The sequence below is a fragment of the Rouxiella badensis genome (genome assembly GCF_002093665.1).
Taxonomy (GTDB): domain Bacteria; phylum Pseudomonadota; class Gammaproteobacteria; order Enterobacterales; family Enterobacteriaceae; genus Rouxiella; species Rouxiella badensis.
Window position 1 is genome coordinate 168,138 of the sequence record NZ_MRWE01000004.1, and the last position, 21,627, is coordinate 189,764.

A 21,627-nucleotide genomic window follows, 5' to 3' on the forward strand; every position below is an offset into this window, starting at 1 on the left:
GAATTAAATGACTTCTTAATGTTTATAGCGGGTTAAGGCTCATAAAAACAAGGGAAATCAAGCATAAAGGATCAGGCTGTGTCAGAGGGGGATCTGGCTCACAGCGCTGATTCCACAGGAGAAAGTTTTAGAACTGGAACTTTAACCAGCCAAAGAACACGTTGCCATTATTGTGTGTGCCCGGAATATAGGTCGCCTGGAAGGTCAGACGCTGATAGCCGATAGAGACCAGCGGCAGCACGAGTGGCAAAGGAATATATTTGTAGTTATCACGCGCAGTCATGGCGGCGGTATAGCCTAAACCGAGCCTGAAATTCTGACCCTGCACCGGACGCCAGATCTTCTCATAGCCATAACCACCAATGGGCTCCCATTGGTTAAATGAGTCTTTGAAAACCATCATGTAGAGACCGTGCCAGTCGCCGTTTTCATCATAGCGAGAAATACCGTAACCACCGCCCCAGGGACGCTCGTTGTATTTATCAATCTTGGCACGGTCGTAGGTGGCACGGTTATGCCAGGTAATGACCGGTAGGTAGAGATCCCGGTCGGGTGAGGCATTCCAGGTGCTCGAAACGTCGTTCTTCCACGAAGCCCACCCACCGTTGAATCCGGACTGCTGCGTCGCTGGTGGAGTTGTCGACATGGTCGAGTTGAGTGAGGAGGCGGCCATCCCCGGCGTGGCCGTCAGGCATAATCCAATAAATAATGTTTTGGAAATTTTTTTATTTATACGCATACAAACCATTTGGCTATCATTATTCAATACTACAGCACCTACAATAACGTAAAAATCCATGCAATATAATAAACAGCGTCTTTCATAACACTTAAAAATTTAATTAACTGGAAGAAATAGGGATAATCATGATGACTGCGAGGGAATAAAAAATATTTCAATAAAAGGTTAGAATTGATAAAGCCAAAAATATAACCATTACTTTTTTTAAAAAATAATCGATATAGGAAAATTATTAATTAATCTTCGCAGGGAAATTATTGCGTTGTTCACTCTGCCAACGTCATATTGCCCTTCTTCCGATTTCCCATCCGCGAAAAACACCACAGAGGAAATGGCAGAGTAGTAATCAACAGTATCCACAGCAGAGAATAAACCGAATCTACGCCGTCATTTTGCAGGTTGATAAACAGTTTTACCGGAATCCCCTGGGGGAAGTAGCAAAACACCATCACAATGCCAAACTCGCCAATAACCCTCACCCAGGCTATCGCTAATCCCGTCGCCAGTCCGCGCGAGGCGATCGGCAGCGTCAGGCGGGTGAGGATCTGCCAGCGCGAGGCGCCCAGCGTTTTACCGGCCTCCTCAACGTCGGCAGGCACGCCTTCGAAAGCGGCGCGAGCAGACATCACAAAGTAAGGCAGCGCACCATAAACTTGCGCCAGCACAAAAGCGCCCGCGTTATTGGTCAGCGAAATACCCAACCGCGAGAGGTTTTCCCCAACAGTGCCGTAAGGACCAAAGGCGGATACCAACAGTATGCCCATCGCCAACGGCGGCGTCAGCAGCGGCACCATCACAGCGACCTCAACCCATGGACGCCAACGGCTCTGGCTGCGCGACATCCAAAGCGCAAGAGGAATGCCCAGTACCACGATAATCGGAATCGAAACCGCGCTTAGCCCCAACGAAATACTGACCGAATGCCAGTCGCCATAGGCAAGATGAAATCCTCGCCACGGTGTGACCGAGACGAGGGTGATAAAGGGAATAGCTAACAGGGCAAGGGCCGGGATGGCCAGCCACAGACTGATCATCCGGCGACCTTGGTTATGCACGATTCTGATTAATAATCATGGCCTTTAGGTTTATCGTAGCCATTTTCACTGAAAATTTTCTGCCCTTCTGCACTCTGCATAAAGGCGACAAAACGCTTCGCCGCCGCAGGATTTGGCGCATTCTTCAACACTGCGGCATAGAACACCAGCGGTTGGGTATGCAGGGTTTTCTCTTTGCCTGCGCTGTCCTTGATGTTGAAGCTAACACTGTCGTACCACTTGGCAGACATTTCAGGGTTGCTCAGGTTTATTTCGTCCGGCAACACAATATACGGCAGTTTAGCCGAACGCGTCGCGCTTTCGTAACCCGAGGCGGCATCAACCTGACCCGCCTCGAGACGAGTCAACAAACCGCCTTCAGCCAGCACTTGCGAAGGGTTTGTCGTCTCACCCAGCACTTTTTTGGTCAGACCCGGCTGATGATAGTATTTCTCGGCTAACATCATGGTGAAAATGATGTTTTGCCCCTGGGGATCCGTGGCAGGATCGGTGCGGCCAAAGTGCAGCCCCGGCGTTTGCAGCACCTTCCACCAAGGCTCTGCGCCAGGCTTGTGGTCTTTTATCGCCGCAAACAGTTGGGCAAACTTGCCCTTCGGATTATAGGCAATCACCATGCTGGTGCTCGCAACGGGTACCGAGGTGTCTACCAGACCGGCCTTTTTCAACACATCAATAGGACCCGGTGTGATTGAAACAAACACATCGGCAACCACTTTTTTAGACGCCAACAGGTTCGCCATGCCGTATGCACCCTGCCCCTGCCCCTGATAATTCAGTTTTTCCTGTTTGGCAAAGGTGGGCCCAAGGTATTTGTCCATTACCACGCCCATCGAGCCGGCGTAAGTCACGTTGATGTTGTCCTGCGCCATTGCCGATGCACTGGCGAATGCCATAGAGGCCAACATCAGGCCAGAACCGAGATTCTTTAATTTCTTATTGAGATTTTTATTGGAGAATTCACGCACGATAAGCCACCGTTATGCATTATGATATACAACGATAAAGTTTGACCTCTCAGAAATCAAGCGACATTTTGAGCAAAATTCAATATTCTAATTCGCCCAAATGGCCTATTTTATTGGCCCTCTTCCTTATTGTTTTTAAAATAAAAAAAGAGCCCACATAATAATATCAAAAGAGAATTTAATGAGATCGACAGGCATTATTTCTGCTCTTGGCAATATCCTCTCCGCACCCTTTCTTCCGGTCAGCAATAATATATCGACGGTGTGCAATAATTATTTATGCCCTACGTCATTGGATAAACTCTGTTATATCGATAATCGAATAAGTCCGTTGACGCGCCAGTATGATTTTTGGTTTACCCACCCATCCCTCTGAAAAATACAGCATCAAAACGCAGTTTAGAGCAAAACCAAAAGAAATATCAGATTCAAAGAGAGTATCTTAAAGAGGTGATTAACGATCTCCATTTTCTGGACGACGTGATCAGACCGCAAATATTTGAAAGCGAAATATCGCTGGCTCAAAGATTAAAAAGCGCGCTTCGACCAAAAATGCCTGACCCATTTCAACAATGCCGTTGAATATCCCGACTTCCCTGCAACCCGGGACATCGCCTATGAAGGCGTCATCCTGCACCGGAAGGAACTGATTGACACCTGCCGCTGTATGCTTCTCGAGCACGTAAAACTGGCCAACGCCTAAAGTTGGCAAAAAAAAATCCACAGGCCGTAGCGCTGTGGATATTAGTATCAGCCCAAGGCGTTATTAGCCTAGCTGTTTACGGGCATTGCGGAATATACGCATCCAAGGGCTGTCTTCGCCCCAGTTTTCCGGGTGCCATGAGTTGCTGACGCTGCGGAATACGCGCTCTGGGTGCGGCATCATCACGGTTACGCGGCCCGAGAGGTTGGTCACTGCCGTAATCCCGTTCGGTGAGCCGTTAGGGTTCGCCGGATAGTTCTCGGTAACATGTCCGTTGTTGTCAACGAAGCGCAGCGCCACCAGATTCGCATGCTCAAGCTGAGACAGGTGAACGGCATCGCGCACTTCCACGTGGCCTTCACCGTGTGACACAGCGATTGGCATACGTGAACCGGCCATACCCTGTAGCAGCAGAGACGGGCTGGCGGTCACTTCAACCAGGCTGAAGCGCGCTTCGAAGCGGTCAGACAGGTTGCGAACGAAACGCGGCCAGTGCTCTGCGCCCGGGATAACTTCTTTCAGGTTAGACATCATCTGACAGCCGTTACACACGCCCAGCGCCAGTGTCTGTGGACGATGGAAGAAGTCTTCGAACTCGTCGCGCACGCGGTCGTTGAACAGGATGGACTTAGCCCAGCCTTCGCCCGCACCCAATACGTCACCGTAGGAGAAGCCGCCACAGGCCACCAGCGTATGGAACTCTTGCAGGTCACGGCGGCCGGACAGCAGATCGCTCATGTGGACGTCAACCGCATCAAAACCGGCACGGTGGAACGCAGCGCCCATTTCAACGTGGGAGTTAACGCCCTGCTCGCGCAGCACGGCCACTTTTGGACGCGCGCCGGTTGCAATGTAAGGCGCAGCAATGTCTTCTTCCGGTGCGAAGGTCAGCTTGACGTTCAGACCCGGATCGCTGTTGTCTTTCTTGGCTTCGTGTTCCTGGTCGGCACACTCTGGATTGTCGCGCAGGCGCTGCATCTGCCAGGTGGTTTCTGCCCACCAGGTACGCAGCGTCGTGCGGCTTTCGCTGAACACCGGCTTGTCACCAGAAGTTATCACGAAACGATCGCCCTGTTCGACGCCGCCCAGGAAGTGCGTGCAGTCGGCCAGGCCATGTTTTGCCAGCACTTGCTCAACGTCGGCACGCTGGTCGTTACGTACCTGGATAACCGCACCCAGCTCTTCGTTAAACAGCGCTGCCAGTGCAGAGTCACCCAGTTTCGCGATATCGGCAGTCAGGCCACAGTGACCGGCAAACGCCATCTCTGCCAGCGTGACCAGCAGGCCGCCGTCTGAACGGTCATGGTAAGCCAGCAGTTTCTGCTCGGAGACCAGCGTCTGCATGGCGTTGAAGAAGCCAGCCAGCTGCTCGACGTTACGCACGTCGGCCGGTTTGTCGCCCAGTTGACGATAAACCTGCGCCAGCGCGGTTGCGCCCAGTGCGTTGTGGCCTGCACCCAGGTCAATCAGCAGCAGCGAGGTGTCGCCCTTGTCGGTACGTAGTTCAGGCGTCACGGTATGGCGTACGTCTTCGACGCGTGCAAAGGCGGTGATAACCAGAGACAGCGGCGAGGTCATCTCGCGCTGCTCGGTGCCTTCCTGCCAGCGGGTTTTCATCGACATCGAGTCTTTGCCTACTGGGATAGTAATACCCAGCGCCGGACACAGCTCTTCACCCACGGCTTTAACGGCTTCGTACAGGCCCGCATCTTCACCCGGGTGACCGGCCGCAGACATCCAGTTTGCGGAAAGTTTAACGCGCTTGAGGCTGCCGATTTCGGTGGCGGCAATGTTGGTCAGCGCTTCACCCACGGCCAGACGGCCAGAGGCGGCGAAGTCCAGCAACGCTACCGGTGCTCGTTCGCCGAGCGACATCGCTTCACCGTGGTAGCTGTCGAGGCTGGCGGTGGTCACCGCACAGTCGGCTACCGGAATCTGCCACGGTCCCACCATCTGGTCACGTGCAACCATACCGGTCACGGTGCGGTCGCCGATAGTGATCAGGAAGGTTTTCTCGGCCACGGTCGGCAGATGCAGTACGCGGTTCACCGCTTCGGCGATTTGAATATTTTCGCCCTGAAGCGTGTCACCGGTCGCTTTAAGGGTTTGCACGTCACGGGTCATTTTCGGCGTCTTGCCGAGCAGAACGTCGAGCGGCATGTCGATCGGCTGGTTGTCGAAATGACTGTCTTCCAGCGTCAAGTGCATCTCTTCGGTCGCTTCACCGATAACGGCATAAGGCGCACGTTCGCGTTGGCAGATAGCGTCAAACTGCGCCAGCTGCTCTGGCGCAACGGCCAGCACGTAACGTTCCTGAGATTCATTACACCAGACTTCGAGTGGGCTCATGCCCGGCTCGTCATTCAGAATATCACGAAGTTGGAAACGGCCGCCGCGTTCGCCGTCGCTTACCAGCTCAGGCATGGCGTTAGACAGTCCGCCCGCGCCCACGTCGTGAATGAACAGAATCGGGTTCGCTTCGCCCAACTGCCAGCAGCGGTCGATAACTTCCTGACAGCGACGCTCCATTTCTGGGTTGTCACGCTGTACGGAGGCGAAATCCAGGTCGGCATCGGACTGGCCGGACGCCATAGATGACGCTGCACCGCCGCCCAAACCGATGTTCATGGCCGGGCCACCCAGCACGATCAGTTTTGCACCAACGGTGATTTCACCCTTTTGCACGTGGTCAGCACGAATATTCCCAATTCCGCCCGCCAGCATGATTGGCTTATGATATCCGCGCAGTTCTGGTCCATTATGGCTGTTCACCTGCTCTTCATAGGTACGGAAGTAACCAAGAAGCGCGGGACGACCAAATTCGTTGTTGAAAGCTGCACCACCGAGAGGACCGTCGGTCATTATTTCCAGCGCGGTCACAATACGTTCAGGTTTGCCGAAGTTCTCTTCCCAAGGCTGTTCAAATCCAGGGATACGCAGGTTGGAAACTGAGAAGCCGACCAGGCCAGCTTTTGGCTTCGCGCCGCGACCGGTTGCGCCTTCGTCACGGATTTCGCCGCCGGAACCGGTGGCTGCGCCCGGCCATGGAGAGATAGCGGTCGGGTGGTTATGGGTCTCTACCTTCATCAGGATGTGCGCGTCTTCCTGATGGAAATCGTACAGGCCGGTTTCGGCGTTGGCGTAGAAACGGCCAACCTTTGAACCTTCCATGACGGCGGCGTTGTCTTTATAGGCAGACAGCACGTGGTCAGGGGTTTTTTCAAAGGTGTTTTTGATCATCTTGAACAGCGATTTAGGCTGTGCTTCGCCGTCGATAATCCAATCGGCGTTGAAGATTTTGTGGCGGCAATGTTCGGAGTTAGCCTGCGCGAACATGTACAGCTCGATGTCGGTCGGGTTACGGCCAAGGTTGGTGAAGGCATTGACCAGGTAGTCAATTTCATCTTCTGCCAGTGCCAGACCGAGTTTGACGTTAGCCTGTTCAAGCGCCACGCGGCCTTCTCCGAGGAGATCAACGTGCTGAACCGGAGCCGGTTGGTGCTGGGCAAACAGTTTTTCAGCGTCTGAAAGCTCGCTGAAGACGGTTTCCATCATGCGGTCGTGCAGCAGCGCACCGAGGGTTTTCCACTGCTCTTCGGTCAGTTCGGGAGCCTGAACGTAAAACGCCAGGCCGCGCTCAAGGCGTACAACCTGAGACAGACCGCAGTTGTGGGCAATGTCTGTTGCTTTGGAAGACCACGGCGAAATCGTGCCCGGACGTGGTGTAACCAGAATTAGGCGGCCAACGGGAGCATGTTCAGCGAGAGAAGGACCATATTTGAGCAGGCGTTGCAACTTGGTTTGTTCTTCCGTTGTCAGAGGTGCGCTGACATCGGCAAAGTGTACGAATTCGGCGTAGACATCGTTTACCGGAAGCTGAGCTTCCTGAAAACGGGAAAGCAGTTTATTAATGCGAAAAGCCGACAAAGCGGGCGAACCACGCAGTATTTCCATAATCAAATATCTCTCGTCTTCGAAGCAACTGACCGTAGGTGCTTCATTGGGCGCAACAGGGGGAAAACGCGGGCCATTATAGAGAATCCTCGAGCGCGACGAAACCGTTTGCGCACGGTTTATTGATAATAGATTTGTCCTTACAGTTTACAGGGGTTATTGGGAATAAAGTTGCAGATTGACGTTTTGTTGAGCAAAATGCGTCGGCACCGGGATTATAGCCCTATTTTCAGCACCATTTTAGCTTATTAAAAGAATAGCGCCGCAGAGAGATAACTATTTGAAGCGCATAAAAATTACTTACTTAGTTGTAGGTCTGATCACCCTGCTGCTGGCGCTCGCCCTTTGGCCGAGCATTCCATGGCAGCGTGGTTCCGGTGACCAGCTACAAAACATCCTGTCCCGTGGGGAGTTGCGCGTGAGCACGCTCGACGCTTCACAGACTTTTTTTAACGGCGCCACCGGTGACCGGGGATTTGATTATGAATTAGCCAGCCGTTTCGCCGATTATCTGGGCGTGAAGCTGGTATTGATACCGCACAAAGATTTTGACAGCCTGTTTAGCGATCTCAAAAGCGGCAAAGCCGATATGCTCGCTTCGGGTCTGGTCTACAACGCCGAACGTTTGAAGTCATTTCGTACCGGGCCGGAGTACTATACCGTTCTCCAGCAGGTGCTTTATCGTCAGGGTTCGGTGCGCCCGAAATCCTATGCCGATATTAAAGGTAATATGGTTGTCTCGGCAGGCTCGGCTCATATTTCCACCCTCGAAGACGCCAAGAAGAAGTTTCCCGATCTCAACTGGGGCGTCACCCGTCGTTATTCGCCTGCCGAACTGATGCAGCAAGTTGCCGAAGGAAAGCTCAAATACACCCTGGGCGACTCCGTGACCGTCGCCCTGCTGCAACGCGTTTACCCGCGCCTGGCGGTGGCGTTTGATGCCTCCGACGACGAGCCGGTAACCTGGTACTTTAGCAAGAAGGCCGATGACGACAGCCTGTATGCCGCCATGCTCGACTTCTTTAGCCAAATCTCAGAAGACGGCACGCTGGAGAAGCTCGAGGAGAAGTATCTGGGCCACGTGGGTAACTTCGACTTTGTCGACACTCGTGCCTTCCTCAACAATATAGATGCCAAACTCAGCACCCTACAGCCATTCTTTGAAAAATATGCTGGCAACATCGACTGGCGTCTGCTGGCGGCCATCTCATATCAGGAGTCCCACTGGGATCCCGACGCAACCTCGCCAACCGGCGTACGCGGCATGATGATGCTGACCCGCGCAACCGCGCAAGGATTGGGGGTGAGCGATCGACTCGACACCGAGGAGAGTATTCGCGGCGGTGCGCTGTATCTGAATCACATTATCGATTCACTGCCCACCACCATCGACAATGACGACAAAATCTGGTTTGCGTTGGCCGCCTACAATATGGGTTATGGGCACATGCTCGACGCGCGCGCTATTACTGCGGCGCAGAATGGCAATCCCGACAGTTGGGTTGACGTCAAGCAGCGCCTGCCGTTGCTGAATCAGAAACGCTACTACAGCAAGACGACTTACGGCTACGCACGCGGTACCCAGGCGTTCAACTACGTCGAGAATATCCGTAAATACCAGATAAGCCTGGTGGGATACTTGATGGAGAAAGAGAAACAAAAAGCGCAGGCGCTGCTGTTACAGACCCAGCTTGGTGCGGGTTATCCGGCGGTCTCACTGAGCGCGCTAAAAAACGCGGGAGGCTAAGCCTCTCGCGCTCTATTCTGGCTGATGAGTCTCGTTGGCGGCCGCACGATGGGCCTGTCGCAGCGCCTTCTGCTGGCTGCGTCGCAGTCGGAAGAACTCGCTGAGCTGATGTGAACACGGGTCGGCTAGCACGCCGGAGGTGATATCAATCTGGTGATTCATGCCCGGATGGCGCAGCACATCAAGCAGTGATCCCGCCGCCCCGGTTTTCTTATCCGCAGCGCCATACACCAGACGACGAATGCGGCTATGCACCATCGCACCCGCGCACATCACGCACGGCTCAAGGGTGACATAGAGGACCGCATCGAGCAGTCGATAGTTTTTCACCACCCTGCCTCCCTGGCGCAACGCCATGATTTCGGCATGTGCGGTAGGGTCGTGATGCCCGATAGAACGGTTCCACCCTTCGCCAATCACTTCATTACCCAACACCAATACCGCGCCGACCGGCACCTCGCCTGCTTCCTGCGCCTTTAATGCCAGCGCCATGGCGTGCTGCATCCAGTATTGATCGCTGTATTGCTCTATCACGTAAACCTCACCCTGACTAAAACGGCGGCTATCATACACTGCGAGAACCTGCTTACACAGTATAGCGACCGGTTTTGTTAAGTATGAGCTTAACAAATGATCGGCGTTTTTTAATCAATTGCGCCGCCTTACTCCAGTTGCTGTAGTTCGCCCTGCTTGCTGACGCGGAATCGATGTTCACAGAAAAACAGCAGCGGGTTGTCCTGCTTGCTGTCGCTGTAACCGCTGTAGAGCTTCAGCGGGGAACCGATGCGCTGCTCAAGCTGCACGACTTTTTCTTCGCCGAGGCAGCGCAGGGTCAGCACCCAACCGCCGTAACGACGAGCAATGCGGCTACCGACCAGCCTGACGCGCGGCAGGAAAGGTGAGGCGTTATACACCCCGCGCACCAGATTTTCCGGCGAACCGGTTATCAGCCATACCTCAGCGTCGTCGCGGTCGAGGTATTCACGCAGGCGCATTTGCACCACGGGAAAAGCCACCACTTTGTGACGGAACCAGTTCACAAATTCCAGCTCAAGCGCCTTAAGACGCGCCTCACCGTGCCCGAAGGTGATTGACCACAGCATCAGGCTCATTGGCCAGCGTTTGGCCCGCCCAAAAAGCACCATTCCTGCGCCGATAATCGGCAGTACAGGTATCACCAGCAGCAGGTTTTGCGGCATTTTTCGCAGCAAAAAGCGCATAAAAGTGCCGAACATATCCTGCTGATGCAACGTGCCATCGAGATCAAAAAATACCACCCGTCGATCCGTCCTCGCGCCCAATGCGTTACTCCTCGGGATCGTTGAACCCCATAATCCAGGTAAAAATAAAGCCGGCCACCAGCGTGATTAGCGCACCGGTCAGATACAGTCCCACTTTACCGGAGATAATAGTCAGCGCCAAAGGCAAACCCGAGATACCAAAGGTAATTACCGTCGCGACTTTCCAATAACATATTAGCGCCCCGCCCACTGCGCCGCCGAGGCAGGCGGCGATAAAGGGCCGTCCCAGCGGCAGCGTAACGCCAAAAATCAACGGCTCACCGATGCCGAGAATGCCGACCGGCAGCGCGCTTTTAATCACTTTTTTGAGCCGGGGATTGCGGGTTTTCAGCAACACCGCAATCGCCGCTCCCACCTGCCCGACGCCCGCCATCGCCAGAATGGGCAGCAGTGGGTTGGAACCGTGTGACTGAATAAGCTCGACGTGAATGGGCACCAGTCCCTGATGCAGACCCGAGAGCACCAGCGGCAGGAAGGATCCGGCCAACAGTGCACCGACCCACAGTCCGCCTCTGTCGATGGCAAGATTGACGCCGTGCGCAATGGCATCGGAAATCACGCCTCCCAGAGGCTGGAGAATAACGATAGCAAGCGTGGCGGTAATAAGCGTGGTGAAAAGAGGGTTGAGGATAAGTTCGACCGATTCGGGTAGCCACTGGCGCAGGCGTTTCTCAATCCAGCACATTAGAGCGACCACCAGAAGGACCGCGATAACCCCGCCACGGCCAGGCTGTAGCGCTTCGCCGAACAGGTGGATTTGTGCCAGCTGCGGGCTTGAAAGGATCCCGGCCATTACGCCGCCCATCGCCTGCGAACCACCAAAGACGCGAGCCGCGTTAACGCCGACCAGAATATTCATGATGGCAAATACCGCGCCGCCAAATATTCCGAGCAGTCCCAAGAGATTGGGGTAATCCAGCGCCAGACTGCCGGCGATGTCAGGACGTTTAAGCAGATTGATGATGCCGGTAATCAGGCCAGAGGCGATAAAAGCGGGGATAAGCGGAATAAACACGTTCGCCAGTTGACGCAGCGCGCCACTCATTGGCGCAGCATATTTCACTTTGGCCTGTGCCTTATTGTGTTCTAACCGTGCTTTAGCAAGGGGATCGGCGGAGGAAAGTCGCTCGCGCATAGCGTCAACCACTCTTCCCGCCGCACCGGGGCCGACAATCAGCTGATGCTGCTGCCCTTGCTTGACGTAGCCCTTGACCCCTTCAAGATTTTTCAGCGTAGGCAGGTCGAGCAGCTGTTCATCGTGGACCTGGATTCTCACCCGCGTCATACAGTTTTCGAGTCTGCTGATATTGCCCTCACCGCCCACGCCGCTGAGGATTTCCGTTGCCAGAACCCGCGTTTTATCCGTTGCCATTGCTCCTCCCCCTTTTTACCCTGTCAAACGTCAAACAAAGGCATCGCGCGACTATTCCGCCAACGCGGCGCGCAGGAACCCTTTATGGCGCTGTAAACGCTCTGCGGCTTGTTCGGCAGTGATCTGCGCGAGAATCATCAGGATGGCCGGTTTCACTTCAAATGCGGTCTGCTTCAGCGCATGCTCGGCCTCGGCACGATCGGCCCCGGTGGCTTCGACCACAATGCGGCAGGCGCGATCCACCAGCTTTACGTTGGTTGCCTTAACATCGACCATCAGGTTCTGATAAACCTTGCCAATCTTGACCATCGCGCCGGTAGAGATCATGTTGAGCACCAGCTTTTGCGCGGTACCCGATTTTAGCCGCGTGGATCCCGTCAGCGCCTCTGGCCCCACAACCGGCGAAATCGCCACTTGTGCCTCGTGAGCGATAGGTGAATCCGGGTTACAGGAAATGGCAACCGTGGCACAGCCCACTGCACGGGCATAACGCAGCGCGCCAATTACATAAGGCGTGCGGCCAGAAGCGGCCAGACCTACGACGGTGTCGGCGGCGGTCAACGACAGGTTTTTTAAATCCTCTTCACCGAGTGCAGGGTCATCTTCAGCACCTTCTACGGCCTTCAGCAACGCGCCGGGTCCGCCGGCAATTAACCCAACAACCATACCGTGCGGCACGCCGAAGGTGGGTGGACACTCAGAAGCATCAAGAACACCCAGACGCCCGCTGGTGCCTGCGCCGAGATAAATCAGGCGTCCACCGGCACTGAACGACGCCGCAGCCAGCTCAACCGCCTGCGCAATCTCGGGCAGCACCGCGTTGATAGCCTGCGGGACCTTTCGGTCTTCATCATTAAAACAGGTCACCATCTCCAGCGTGGACATTTCATCCAGACGAGACGTGGCCGGGTTGCGGGTTTCAGATACCAAAGCGCCTAAATTCATCATGACCTCTTGAATATTTAATTCGAAATTCATTTATCATATTTGAATAGTTTATTCAGCAAAGCGAGTTTTTTTTGCTAGTTTAGAGACATCACCACCAGGAACTCACGGCAGGACACAGGATCATGAGCTGTATGATACGCATCCGTCAGATGTACCCACAGCTGGCAGAGAATGATAAAAAACTGGCCGATTTTCTTCTTACGCAGCCAGAGAATGCACGACATCTTAGCTCGCAAAAACTGGCCGAGCTGGCGGGCGTGAGTCAATCTGGCGTGGTCAAGTTTGCCCAGAAGCTCGGATATAAGGGCTTCCCGGCGCTCAAGCTGGCACTAAGCGAGGCGATGTCTGCCCCGCAGACGGACCCGGCTATCACGGTGCATAACCGGATACTCAGCACCGACAGCCTGTTGACCGTCGGCGAAAAACTGCTGGCAGAGAAGCAGGCGGCTCTGCGTGCCACGCTGGACGTCAACAGCGAGCAACGGTTCCAGCAGGCGCTGTTTATGCTCACTGATGCACGAAAAATCGTGCTGACCGGGCTAGGGGCATCGGGGCTGGTCGCCAAGGACTTCGCCTATAAGCTGTTGAAAATCGGCATCACGGCGATCGCAGAGTCGGATACCCACGTCCTGCTGGCAACGGTGCAGGCGCTTTCGAGTGAGGATCTGCTGCTGGCCATTTCGTTTAGTGGCGAACGGCGGGAAATCAATCTTGCGGCAGAGGTTGCCCGTAAGGCGGGCGCTAAAACGCTGGCGTTGACCAGTTTCTCTCCCAACACGCTGCAACAGCAGGCCGACCACTGTCTGTATACCCTCGCCGAACTGCCAGTCACGCGCGGTGCGGCAATTTCGGCCAGTACCGCACAGTTTTCGCTAACCGATATCCTGTTTATGGCGCTCATCCAACAAGACACCGAACATGCCCCAGAACGCATCAAACACAGCGAGGCGTTGGTGAAAAAGCTGAGTTGACCCAGATCAGGTTTGTTGCAGATAACGGGGCCGGAAGCTTATTAGCCCAGGGATGTTTGTTATAATTCGCGCCCGTTTAAATCCTGAGAATAAGACACTATGGCGCTGCTAATCACCGCTAAATGCATCAACTGCGATATGTGCGAACCGGAGTGCCCTAATCAGGCCATCGCGATGGGAAGTGAGTATTACGAGATAGACAGCGAACGCTGTACAGAATGTGTGGGGCACTACGAAGCCCCAACCTGTCAGAAAGTATGCCCGATCGACAATACGATTATCATCGACCCGCGGCACGTCGAAACCAATGACCAGCTTTGGGACAAGTTCGTGGTGCTGCACCATTCTGCACAACGGTAAGTCGACAAAAGGATGCAGCGGTTAACGTTGTCGTGAAAGGCTAGTTCTCGATAATCACCGTTGCACAGGCGTAGTGGCGCTCATCGGCCAGCGTCACATGCACTGACTTCACGCCGAATTCGGCGGCCATCTCTGCCGCACGGTCGTGAAAAATCAGATTCGGTTTGCCCAACGCATCGTTGACCACTTCAAACTGCTCAAACGCCAACCCGTTGCGAATCCCCGTGCCAAGCGCCTTGGCAGCCGCTTCTTTAACGGCAAAACGCTTGGCCAGAAAACGCACCGGTTGCTGGTGATTCAGGTACAGCTGCCATTCATTGGCACTGAGAATACGTTTAGCCAGCCTGTCGCCACTGCGTTCAACCACCGCTTCGATGCGGACTATCTCGACAATATCGGTGCCCAGCCCAAGAATAGCCATTAGCGACGCGCTTCACGCATCAGGGCTTTCATCTCGCTTACCGCACCGGCCAGTCCGTCAAAAACCGCCTGACCGATAATCGAGTGACCGATGTTCAGTTCGTGCATCTCTGGCAAGGCGGCGATAGGCTGTACGTTTTTGTAGGTCAGACCGTGACCGGCGTTAACCTTCAGGCCTTTTGACGCGGCGTAGGTCGCAGCTTCTTTGATTCGCTTGAACTCTGCATCACGGTGAATGCCTTCAGGCGCTTCAGCATAGGCACCGGTGTGGATTTCGATGTAAGGCGCGCCCACGGCAACGGCAGCATCAATCTGGCGCACATCCGGGTCGATAAACAGAGAAACCAGGATCCCGGCCTGAGACAGGCGCTCAACCGCCACGGTCATCTTGTCTTTCTGACCCGCAACGTCCAGGCCGCCTTCGGTGGTCACTTCTTCACGCTTTTCCGGCACCAGGCAGCAGAAATGCGGTTTTATTTCACAGGCAATGCCGACCATCTCGTCAGTCACCGCCATCTCGAGATTCATGCGGGTTTGAATGGTTTCACGCAGGATTCGCACGTCGCGATCGGTGATGTGACGACGGTCTTCACGCAGGTGCACGGTGATGCCATCGGCGCCTGCCTGTTCAGAGACGAACGCTGCCTGAACCGGATCGGGATACGCAGTACCGCGCGCGTTTCTCAGTGTCGCGATGTGGTCAATATTGACGCCCAACAATAACTCAGCCATGAAACACTCCTAATTTTTTGATACCCAAGCAGGTTCTAGACGCAGCAGAACGTAGCAGATAGAGGCGGCATTTTACACGTTAACGCGTGCACAAACAAAATCAGTCGGCAGGATTTTCGGCGGGAGCTGCGGGCTTTTTCAGAACAAACTGGCGAAACAGCTCTCTGCTTTTCAACGGTTTACCACCGAGATAGGGTTTCAACGCCATGCGGGTAAAACGTTTTGCGGCGCGCAGAGTGGCGACATCGGGAAACTCACGACTCGCCAACGCCTTGAGGTCACGACCGGTAAAGCTCGCGTTATCAATGACCAGGCTGGCAATAAAACCTTTTTCCTCACGATAGCGATAAGTCATGCTTTCACTGACCTCTTCCCCACTGCCCGCGCAATGCAGGAAATCGACGCCATAGCCAAGGTGATGCAACAGCGCCAATTCAAACTGGCGTAATGCCTGTTCGGGCGCAGTGCTGGCAGCGGCAAGATTTTGCAGGCAATGCAAATAGTCGAAAAACAGCGAAGAGTAGTTGGTTTCTTGCTCGAGCACGCGTGAGACCAGCTCATTGACGTAGAGCCCGCTGTAGAGAATCGAACCTGAAAGGGGGAGCGCCAAAGACACGGCCTCGGCGTTGCGCAGCGTTTTAACTTCACCGCGCCCGGTCCAGCGGACCAGTAAGGGAGTGAAAGGCTGTAAACAGCCTTTCAGATTGGACCGGCGGCCACGCGCACCTTTTGCCAGTATGCGTACCCGCCCTTGCCCTTCAGTGAAGAAGTCCAGCATCAAGCTGGTTTCACTGTAAGGTCGCCCATGCAAGACAAATGCGCGTTGCCAGCCTTCCATAGGCGAAGACCTTATAAGTCGTCTACGTAACCCAGACTGCGCAGCGCACGTTCGTCGTCTGCCCAACCGGATTTAACTTTGACCCACAGCTCAAGGTGCACTTTCGCTTCGAACATGTTTTCCATGTCCTGGCGTGCCTCGATACCGATAGTCTTGATCTTGGAACCTTTATTACCGATAACCATCTTCTTCTGGCCTTCACGCTCAACCAGAATCAGACCGTTGATGTCGTAACCGCCACGCTCGTTGCTCACGAAACGCTCGATTTCAACCGTCACGGAATACGGCAGCTCTTCGCCTAGGAAACGCATCAGTTTTTCACGGATGATTTCGGAGGCCATAAAGCGCTGTGAACGGTCGGTGATGTAGTCTTCCGGGAAATGGTGAATCGCTTCCGGCAGCTGCTTGCGCACTAACGCAGCGATAGTGTCAACATTGGTCCCTTTTTCAGCTGAAATAGGCACGATATCGGCAAAGTTCATCTGCTGACTCAAGAATTGCAGGTGCGGCAACAGCTTGGATTTGTCAGTGACGTTGTCGATTTTGTTGATAGCCAGTATCACAGGGCTTTTCAGATCACGCAGCTTGTTAACGACCATTTCGTCGTCCGGCGTCCAGTGAGTCCCTTCCACCACGAAGATAACCAGCTCGACGTCGCCGATAGAACTGCTTGCAGCACGGTTCATCAGGCGGTTAATCGCTCGTTTTTCTTCCATGTGAAGCCCCGGGGTATCAACATAGATAGCCTGGTAAGGACCTTCGGTATGGATACCCATAATCCGGTGACGGGTGGTTTGCGGTTTGCGTGAAGTGATGGAGATCTTCTGCCCCAGCAACTCGTTAAGCAGGGTCGATTTTCCGACGTTAGGTCGGCCGACGATTGCTACAAAACCACAGTAATTCTTTTCTTCGCTCATTCAAGCTCCAGCTGTATCAGCGCTTGTTCCGCTGCCGCCTGCTCGGCTTTACGGCGGCTTGATCCGGTTCCTACAACCGGTTGACTCAAGCCACTGACCTGGCAGTGGATGGTAAACTCCTGATCGTGCGCTTCACCGCGAACCTGCACGACCAGATAAGAAGGCAACGGCAGATGACGACCCTGTAAAAACTCCTGTAAACGGGTTTTTGGGTCTTTCTGCTTATCACCGGGACTGATTTCATCGAGACGACTACGGTACCAATCGAGGATCAGTCTTTCGACGGTTTGGATATCGCTATCCAGGAACACGCCGCCAATGAGTGCCTCCACCGTATCCGCGAGAATAGACTCACGGCGGAAACCACCACTTTTCAATTCGCCCGGGCCTAAACGCAGGCACTCGCCAAGGTCGAATTCACGCGCCATTTCTGCCAGGGTATTACCGCGTACCAAAGTTGCACGCATCCGGCTCATATCACCCTCATCAACACGAGGAAAGCGATGATACAGCGCATTGGCAATAACAAAACTGAGAATCGAGTCCCCAAGGAACTCCAATCGCTCATTGTGCTTGCTGCTGGCGCTGCGGTGAGTCAGTGCCTGCAATAAAAGCTCCTGCTGTTGAAAAGTGTAGCCCAGCTTTCGCTGAAGCCTGTTTATTACGATGGGATTCATGAGTTACCAATAGATCAAGAATGCGTCAAAAACTTCAGCATACGGAACAGGCCTGCTTCGCCAAAAGCCGATCCAAAGCTGTTTCGTTTGCAGTGGCTCCCTCTCTTTTATAAAAAGGGTAGCCAACTTTTATCGCTCGAAGAGATATTCTACAACGAGTGGAAATATAATGCTGCGTTAATATGCCCGGACTTTATAGTCACGGGCATAGCATTAATGAATTCCACCAATACGGCTTAAACGTATACCCGTTGGCCATTCGCCTTCTTGCTTCTTAAAGCTCATCCAAATACCTGAAGCTCTGCCCACCAGATCTTTCTCTGGCACAAAGCCCCAATAACGGCTGTCAGCGCTGTTATCGCGGTTGTCACCCATCATGAAATAATGACCAGGTGGAACAACCCAGGTACCAAGCGGTTGACCAGGCTGCTGATAATAACCACTCAGCTGATCGCGTGCGCCGGGAACGATAAGAATATTATGGGTAACATTGCCCAGAGTTTCCTTACGCGCGAGCAAACGAACGCCGTCCTGCGGAACCGGTGCAGAAGGATCCGTTTCAAAGAAACCGCTGGTTGCCTCTTCGCCAGAAGCCTGGCCAAAGGTTTGAACAAAGTTGCTTGGCTCATTGGCGGTATAGGTAATGGCTAATGCTTTATCACAAGCCTGTCCGTTATTGCACGCCGGTTGAACCGTCACTTCTTTACTCATTGGATCATAGGTGACTCTGTCGCCCGGTAATCCGACGAGACGCTTAATATAATCCAGCTGTGGATTCAGGGGATATTTAAATACCACCACGTCACCACGTTTCGGCTCACCGGTAGGGATAAGCTTGGTCTGGAAAATAGGATCTTTTAATCCATAAGCGTATTTTTCGACCACAATAAAGTCGCCAATCAGCAGCGTCGGCATCATCGAGCCGGAGGGAATTTGGAAAGGTTCGTAAATAAAGGAACGAACTACAAATACCACCAGCAGAACCGGAAATACGGAAGCACAGGTTTCCACCCAGCCCGGCTGCTTGGCAGCCTTGCTCAGGGTTTTCTCGTCTACCGCACCCGCCGTTTCGACTTTCAGGCGCGCGATTTTTTCACGACGCGCAGGCGCCAGCTTAAAACGATCGATAGCCCAAATTATTCCTGACACTATCGTTGCGACGAACAGTATCGCGGCAAACATGTTAGCCATTCCTACTCCTTCACAAACTTATCCAAAGACTTACTTGCTGTCTTTACCTACGTGCAGAATGGCCAGGAACGCTTCCTGTGGCAACTCAACGTTACCCACCTGCTTCATTCTTTTCTTACCGTCTTTCTGTTTCTGCAACAGTTTTTTCTTACGGCTAACGTCACCGCCGTAGCACTTGGCCAAAACGTTTTTACGCAACTGTTTAACCGTTGAACGAGCAATAACGTGGTTGCCGATAGCAGCCTGAATAGCGATGTCAAACTGCTGACGCGGGATCAGCTCTTTCATTTTCTCAACCAGATCGCGACCACGGTACTGCGAGTTATCGCGGTGGGTGATCAGCGCCAGGGCATCCACACGTTCGCCGTTGATTAGAACATCAACGCGCACCATGTCTGAAGTCTGGAATCGTTTGAAATTGTAATCGAGTGATGCATAGCCGCGTGAGGTTGACTTCAGTCGGTCGAAGAAGTCCAGCACCACTTCCGCCATTGGAATTTCATAGGTCAGCGCAACCTGGTTACCGTGGTAAACCATGTTGGTCTGCACGCCGCGCTTCTCGATACACAGGGTGATCACGCTGCCCAGGTATTCCTGAGGCATCAGCATGTGGCACTCAGCGATTGGCTCGCGCAGCTCTTCAATGTTGTTCAGCGCCGGCAGCTTGGATGGGCTGTCAACGTAGACGGTTTCACCGGCAGTAGTCACAACTTCATACACAACCGTTGGTGCGGTGGTGATCAGTTCCAGGTCGTATTCACGCTCGAGACGTTCCTGAATGATCTCCATGTGCAGCAGACCCAGGAAGCCACAGCGGAAGCCGAAGCCTAACGCGGTAGAGCTCTCTGGCTCATAGAACAGCGAGGCGTCGTTCAGACTCAGTTTGCCCAGTGCATCACGGAAGTTTTCGTAATCATCGGAGCTAATCGGGAACAGACCCGCATAAACCTGTGGCTTAACTTTTTTGAAGCCCGGCAGCGCTTTGTCTGCCGGCTGGCGTGCCAGCGTCAGGGTATCGCCTACTGGTGCGCCAAGGATGTCTTTGATGGCGCAAACCAGCCAGCCTACTTCGCCGCAGTTCAGCACGTCGGTGTCTACACGCTTAGGCGTGAAGATGCCGAGACGGTCGGCGTTGTAAACCTGACCGGTGCTCATGACTTTAATCTTGTCGCCTTTGCGCATGGTGCCGTTTTTGATACGCACCAGAGAAACAACGCCGAGGTAGTTATCGAACCAGGAGTCGATGATCAGCGCTTGCAGTGGCGCTTCAGGGTCACCTTCCGGCGGCGGGATATCACGCACCAGACGCTCAAGGATGTCAGGCACGCCCACACCAGTTTTAGCCGAGCAGCGGACTGCATCGGTGGCGTCGATACCGACGATATCTTCGATTTCCTGAGAAACGCGATCCGGGTCGGCAGCGGGCAGGTCGATTTTGTTCAGAACCGGCACAACTTCGAGATCCATTTCCATCGCGGTATAGCAGTTTGCCAGCGTCTGGGCTTCTACACCCTGACCGGCATCAACGACCAGCAGTGCGCCTTCGCAGGCGGCAAGAGAACGAGAAACTTCATAAGAGAAGTCCACGTGTCCAGGGGTGTCGATGAAGTTGAGGTGGTAAGTTTCACCATTAAGCGCTTTATAGTCCAGCGTGACACTCTGGGCCTTAATGGTAATACCGCGCTCACGTTCGAGATCCATGGAGTCCAGGACCTGAGCGGCCATTTCACGATCGGTTAACCCACCGCAGATTTGGATAATACGGTCAGAAAGTGTCGACTTACCGTGGTCAATGTGGGCAATAATGGAGAAGTTTCTTATGTTCTTCATTTATAGATGATTTTCTCTAATTGATAGCGCTTAAACCTTTTTCATGGACACAGCAATGGACTCAACACCAAAACTACCCACGCAAATATGGGCGCATCTTACACTGTATGCGGGTTACACGAAAGGATACGATAGCTTTACCGCGTTTTACGCACTGGAAAACGTGACCGTAAAAAGTCAATAAAGGTGCGGACTTTCGGCGTTTGTTGCCTGCCTGGCAGGGTGAGAAGAGGCACGAATTTCGGCTCAGGAGCAAAATTGCTGAGCAAAGCGCGTAAATTGCCGTTTTTGAGGTCTTCAGCCAGTAAAATCTTAGGCTGCATAATAATACTCAGTCCACTCAGCGCCGCCATTCTCAACGTCTCGCCGATTTTGACCATCATGTCGGCGCGTTCATCGACGATATCCAACGCTCTGTCGCTGAGGATCAGATCTACCGTCAGTTCTGGATTTTTGCCAAGGTAATCATCAAGAATGGGTGAAATCGCATGCCGCCGAACGAAACTGGAAAAATGACTCTGAATAATCCCCTTGGACGAGGTGTCTGGCTTTCGGCTAGCGCTTCGGCATCATACTCAACCGGCCAGGCCTCGACTTAATCACCCGCGAAGTGGTGGTGATTGGCGCTTGCGTTACGCTCGGTCATACCGTGCCTCAGCTTCGCGCTCATACGCAGGCAGCGTTGAATGCGGGTGCGACACGTGAGCAGATTATTGAGTCTCTTTTGCAGTTGTTATTTTATGCGGGTGGCGCAGCGGTGCGAAATGCACTGGTGAACGTCCGCGATATTCTTGGCCCAATTAATACATTAGATAAATAATATCAAACTGAATTATTAGGTTAGATAAATCCCTCCGATGCCTGCCTGATAAGGCTCCGGCAGTTTAGGAAAATGCTCATTTAC

Annotated in this window: 19 protein-coding genes and 1 pseudogene; 4 read left to right on the plus strand and 16 right to left on the minus strand. The window is 53.5% G+C overall.

What is annotated here, in order from left to right:
- Positions 1-127 precede the first annotated feature (127 nt).
- The 4 genes from pagP to purL all read right to left on the minus strand — a co-directional run bounded on the left by pagP (position 128) and on the right by purL (position 7,419).
- Positions 128-739 carry a lipid IV(A) palmitoyltransferase PagP gene (gene pagP, locus BS640_RS04115; protein WP_206600908.1) on the minus strand — a complete coding sequence of 204 codons (612 nt, stop codon included), beginning with the start codon at positions 737-739 and terminating at the stop codon, positions 128-130.
- A gap of 269 nt (positions 740-1,008) precedes the next feature.
- Positions 1,009-1,776: a molybdate ABC transporter permease subunit gene (locus tag BS640_RS04120; RefSeq protein WP_084911988.1), complete on the minus strand. Its 768-nt coding sequence runs from the start codon at positions 1,774-1,776 to the stop codon at positions 1,009-1,011.
- Positions 1,777-1,805: 29 nt separating this feature from the next.
- Entirely contained in the window at positions 1,806-2,762 is a 957-nt protein-coding gene (locus BS640_RS04125; RefSeq protein WP_017489872.1) for an extracellular solute-binding protein, read from the minus strand.
- A 766-nt stretch (positions 2,763-3,528) separates the two neighbouring features.
- Positions 3,529-7,419: a phosphoribosylformylglycinamidine synthase gene (gene purL, locus BS640_RS04135; protein ID WP_017489874.1), complete on the minus strand. Its 3,891-nt coding sequence runs from the start codon at positions 7,417-7,419 to the stop codon at positions 3,529-3,531.
- 280 nt (positions 7,420-7,699) lie between these two features.
- On the opposite strand from purL, the gene mltF reads away from it, so the two are divergent.
- Entirely contained in the window at positions 7,700-9,166 is a 1,467-nt protein-coding gene (mltF, locus tag BS640_RS04140) for a membrane-bound lytic murein transglycosylase MltF (RefSeq protein WP_084911994.1), read from the plus strand.
- 12 nt (positions 9,167-9,178) lie between these two features.
- On the opposite strand, the gene tadA is transcribed toward mltF, so the two are convergent.
- The 4 genes from tadA to murQ all read right to left on the minus strand — a co-directional run bounded on the left by tadA (position 9,179) and on the right by murQ (position 12,784).
- Positions 9,179-9,739: a tRNA adenosine(34) deaminase TadA gene (gene tadA, locus BS640_RS04145; protein ID WP_017489876.1), complete on the minus strand. Its 561-nt coding sequence runs from the start codon at positions 9,737-9,739 to the stop codon at positions 9,179-9,181.
- Between the two features lie 89 nt (positions 9,740-9,828).
- Positions 9,829-10,467 carry a phosphatidylglycerophosphatase C gene (yfhb, locus tag BS640_RS04150; protein ID WP_026110254.1) on the minus strand — a complete coding sequence of 213 codons (639 nt, stop codon included), beginning with the start codon at positions 10,465-10,467 and terminating at the stop codon, positions 9,829-9,831.
- Positions 10,468-10,471: 4 nt separating this feature from the next.
- On the minus strand, positions 10,472-11,839 hold the full coding sequence (locus BS640_RS04155; protein WP_017489878.1) for a PTS transporter subunit EIIC: 1,368 nt from the start codon (positions 11,837-11,839) through the stop codon (positions 10,472-10,474).
- Positions 11,840-11,890: 51 nt separating this feature from the next.
- Positions 11,891-12,784 (minus strand): N-acetylmuramic acid 6-phosphate etherase, encoded by an 894-nt coding sequence (gene murQ, locus BS640_RS04160; RefSeq protein WP_084911996.1) that lies wholly within the window; start codon positions 12,782-12,784, stop codon positions 11,891-11,893.
- A gap of 125 nt (positions 12,785-12,909) precedes the next feature.
- On the opposite strand from murQ, the gene BS640_RS04165 reads away from it, so the two are divergent.
- A complete protein-coding gene (locus BS640_RS04165; RefSeq protein ID WP_017489880.1) occupies positions 12,910-13,758 on the plus strand; it encodes a MurR/RpiR family transcriptional regulator in 849 nt (282 codons plus the stop codon).
- A 99-nt stretch (positions 13,759-13,857) separates the two neighbouring features.
- Complete coding sequence (locus BS640_RS04170; protein WP_017489881.1) at positions 13,858-14,118, plus strand: YfhL family 4Fe-4S dicluster ferredoxin; 261 nt, start codon at positions 13,858-13,860, stop codon at positions 14,116-14,118.
- A gap of 40 nt (positions 14,119-14,158) precedes the next feature.
- Here the strand turns inward: BS640_RS04170 and acpS are convergent, their stop codons facing one another.
- The 8 genes from acpS to BS640_RS04210 form a co-directional block, all read right to left on the minus strand.
- Positions 14,159-14,539, minus strand: a complete 381-nt coding sequence (gene acpS / locus BS640_RS04175; RefSeq protein ID WP_017489882.1) for a holo-ACP synthase — start codon at positions 14,537-14,539, stop codon at positions 14,159-14,161.
- Complete coding sequence (pdxJ, locus tag BS640_RS04180; protein ID WP_017489883.1) at positions 14,539-15,270, minus strand: pyridoxine 5'-phosphate synthase; 732 nt, start codon at positions 15,268-15,270, stop codon at positions 14,539-14,541. Before pdxJ ends, acpS begins: the two co-directional genes overlap by 1 nt.
- 100 nt (positions 15,271-15,370) lie before the next feature.
- The gene (gene recO, locus BS640_RS04185; protein WP_017489884.1) at positions 15,371-16,108 is read right to left on the minus strand and encodes a DNA repair protein RecO; all 738 of its coding nucleotides are present in this window, start codon (positions 16,106-16,108) and stop codon (positions 15,371-15,373) included.
- Positions 16,109-16,119: 11 nt separating this feature from the next.
- Positions 16,120-17,025, minus strand: a complete 906-nt coding sequence (gene era, locus BS640_RS04190) for a GTPase Era (protein WP_017489885.1) — start codon at positions 17,023-17,025, stop codon at positions 16,120-16,122.
- Positions 17,022-17,702 carry a ribonuclease III gene (gene rnc / locus BS640_RS04195; RefSeq protein WP_026110255.1) on the minus strand — a complete coding sequence of 227 codons (681 nt, stop codon included), beginning with the start codon at positions 17,700-17,702 and terminating at the stop codon, positions 17,022-17,024. Before rnc ends, era begins: the two co-directional genes overlap by 4 nt.
- A gap of 213 nt (positions 17,703-17,915) precedes the next feature.
- Entirely contained in the window at positions 17,916-18,893 is a 978-nt protein-coding gene (lepB, locus tag BS640_RS04200) for a signal peptidase I (protein ID WP_017489887.1), read from the minus strand.
- Positions 18,894-18,923: 30 nt separating this feature from the next.
- Positions 18,924-20,723, minus strand: coding sequence for a translation elongation factor 4 (lepA, locus tag BS640_RS04205; protein WP_017489888.1), 1,800 nt, complete (start codon positions 20,721-20,723; stop codon positions 18,924-18,926).
- Positions 20,724-20,860: 137 nt separating this feature from the next.
- Positions 20,861-21,133, minus strand: coding sequence for a LysR substrate-binding domain-containing protein (locus BS640_RS04210; RefSeq protein WP_084911999.1), 273 nt, complete (start codon positions 21,131-21,133; stop codon positions 20,861-20,863).
- A gap of 155 nt (positions 21,134-21,288) precedes the next feature.
- On the opposite strand from BS640_RS04210, the pseudogene BS640_RS04215 reads away from it, so the two are divergent.
- Positions 21,289-21,543: pseudogene (locus BS640_RS04215) on the plus strand (carboxymuconolactone decarboxylase family protein); the annotation flags it as partial.
- Positions 21,544-21,627 lie beyond the last annotated feature (84 nt).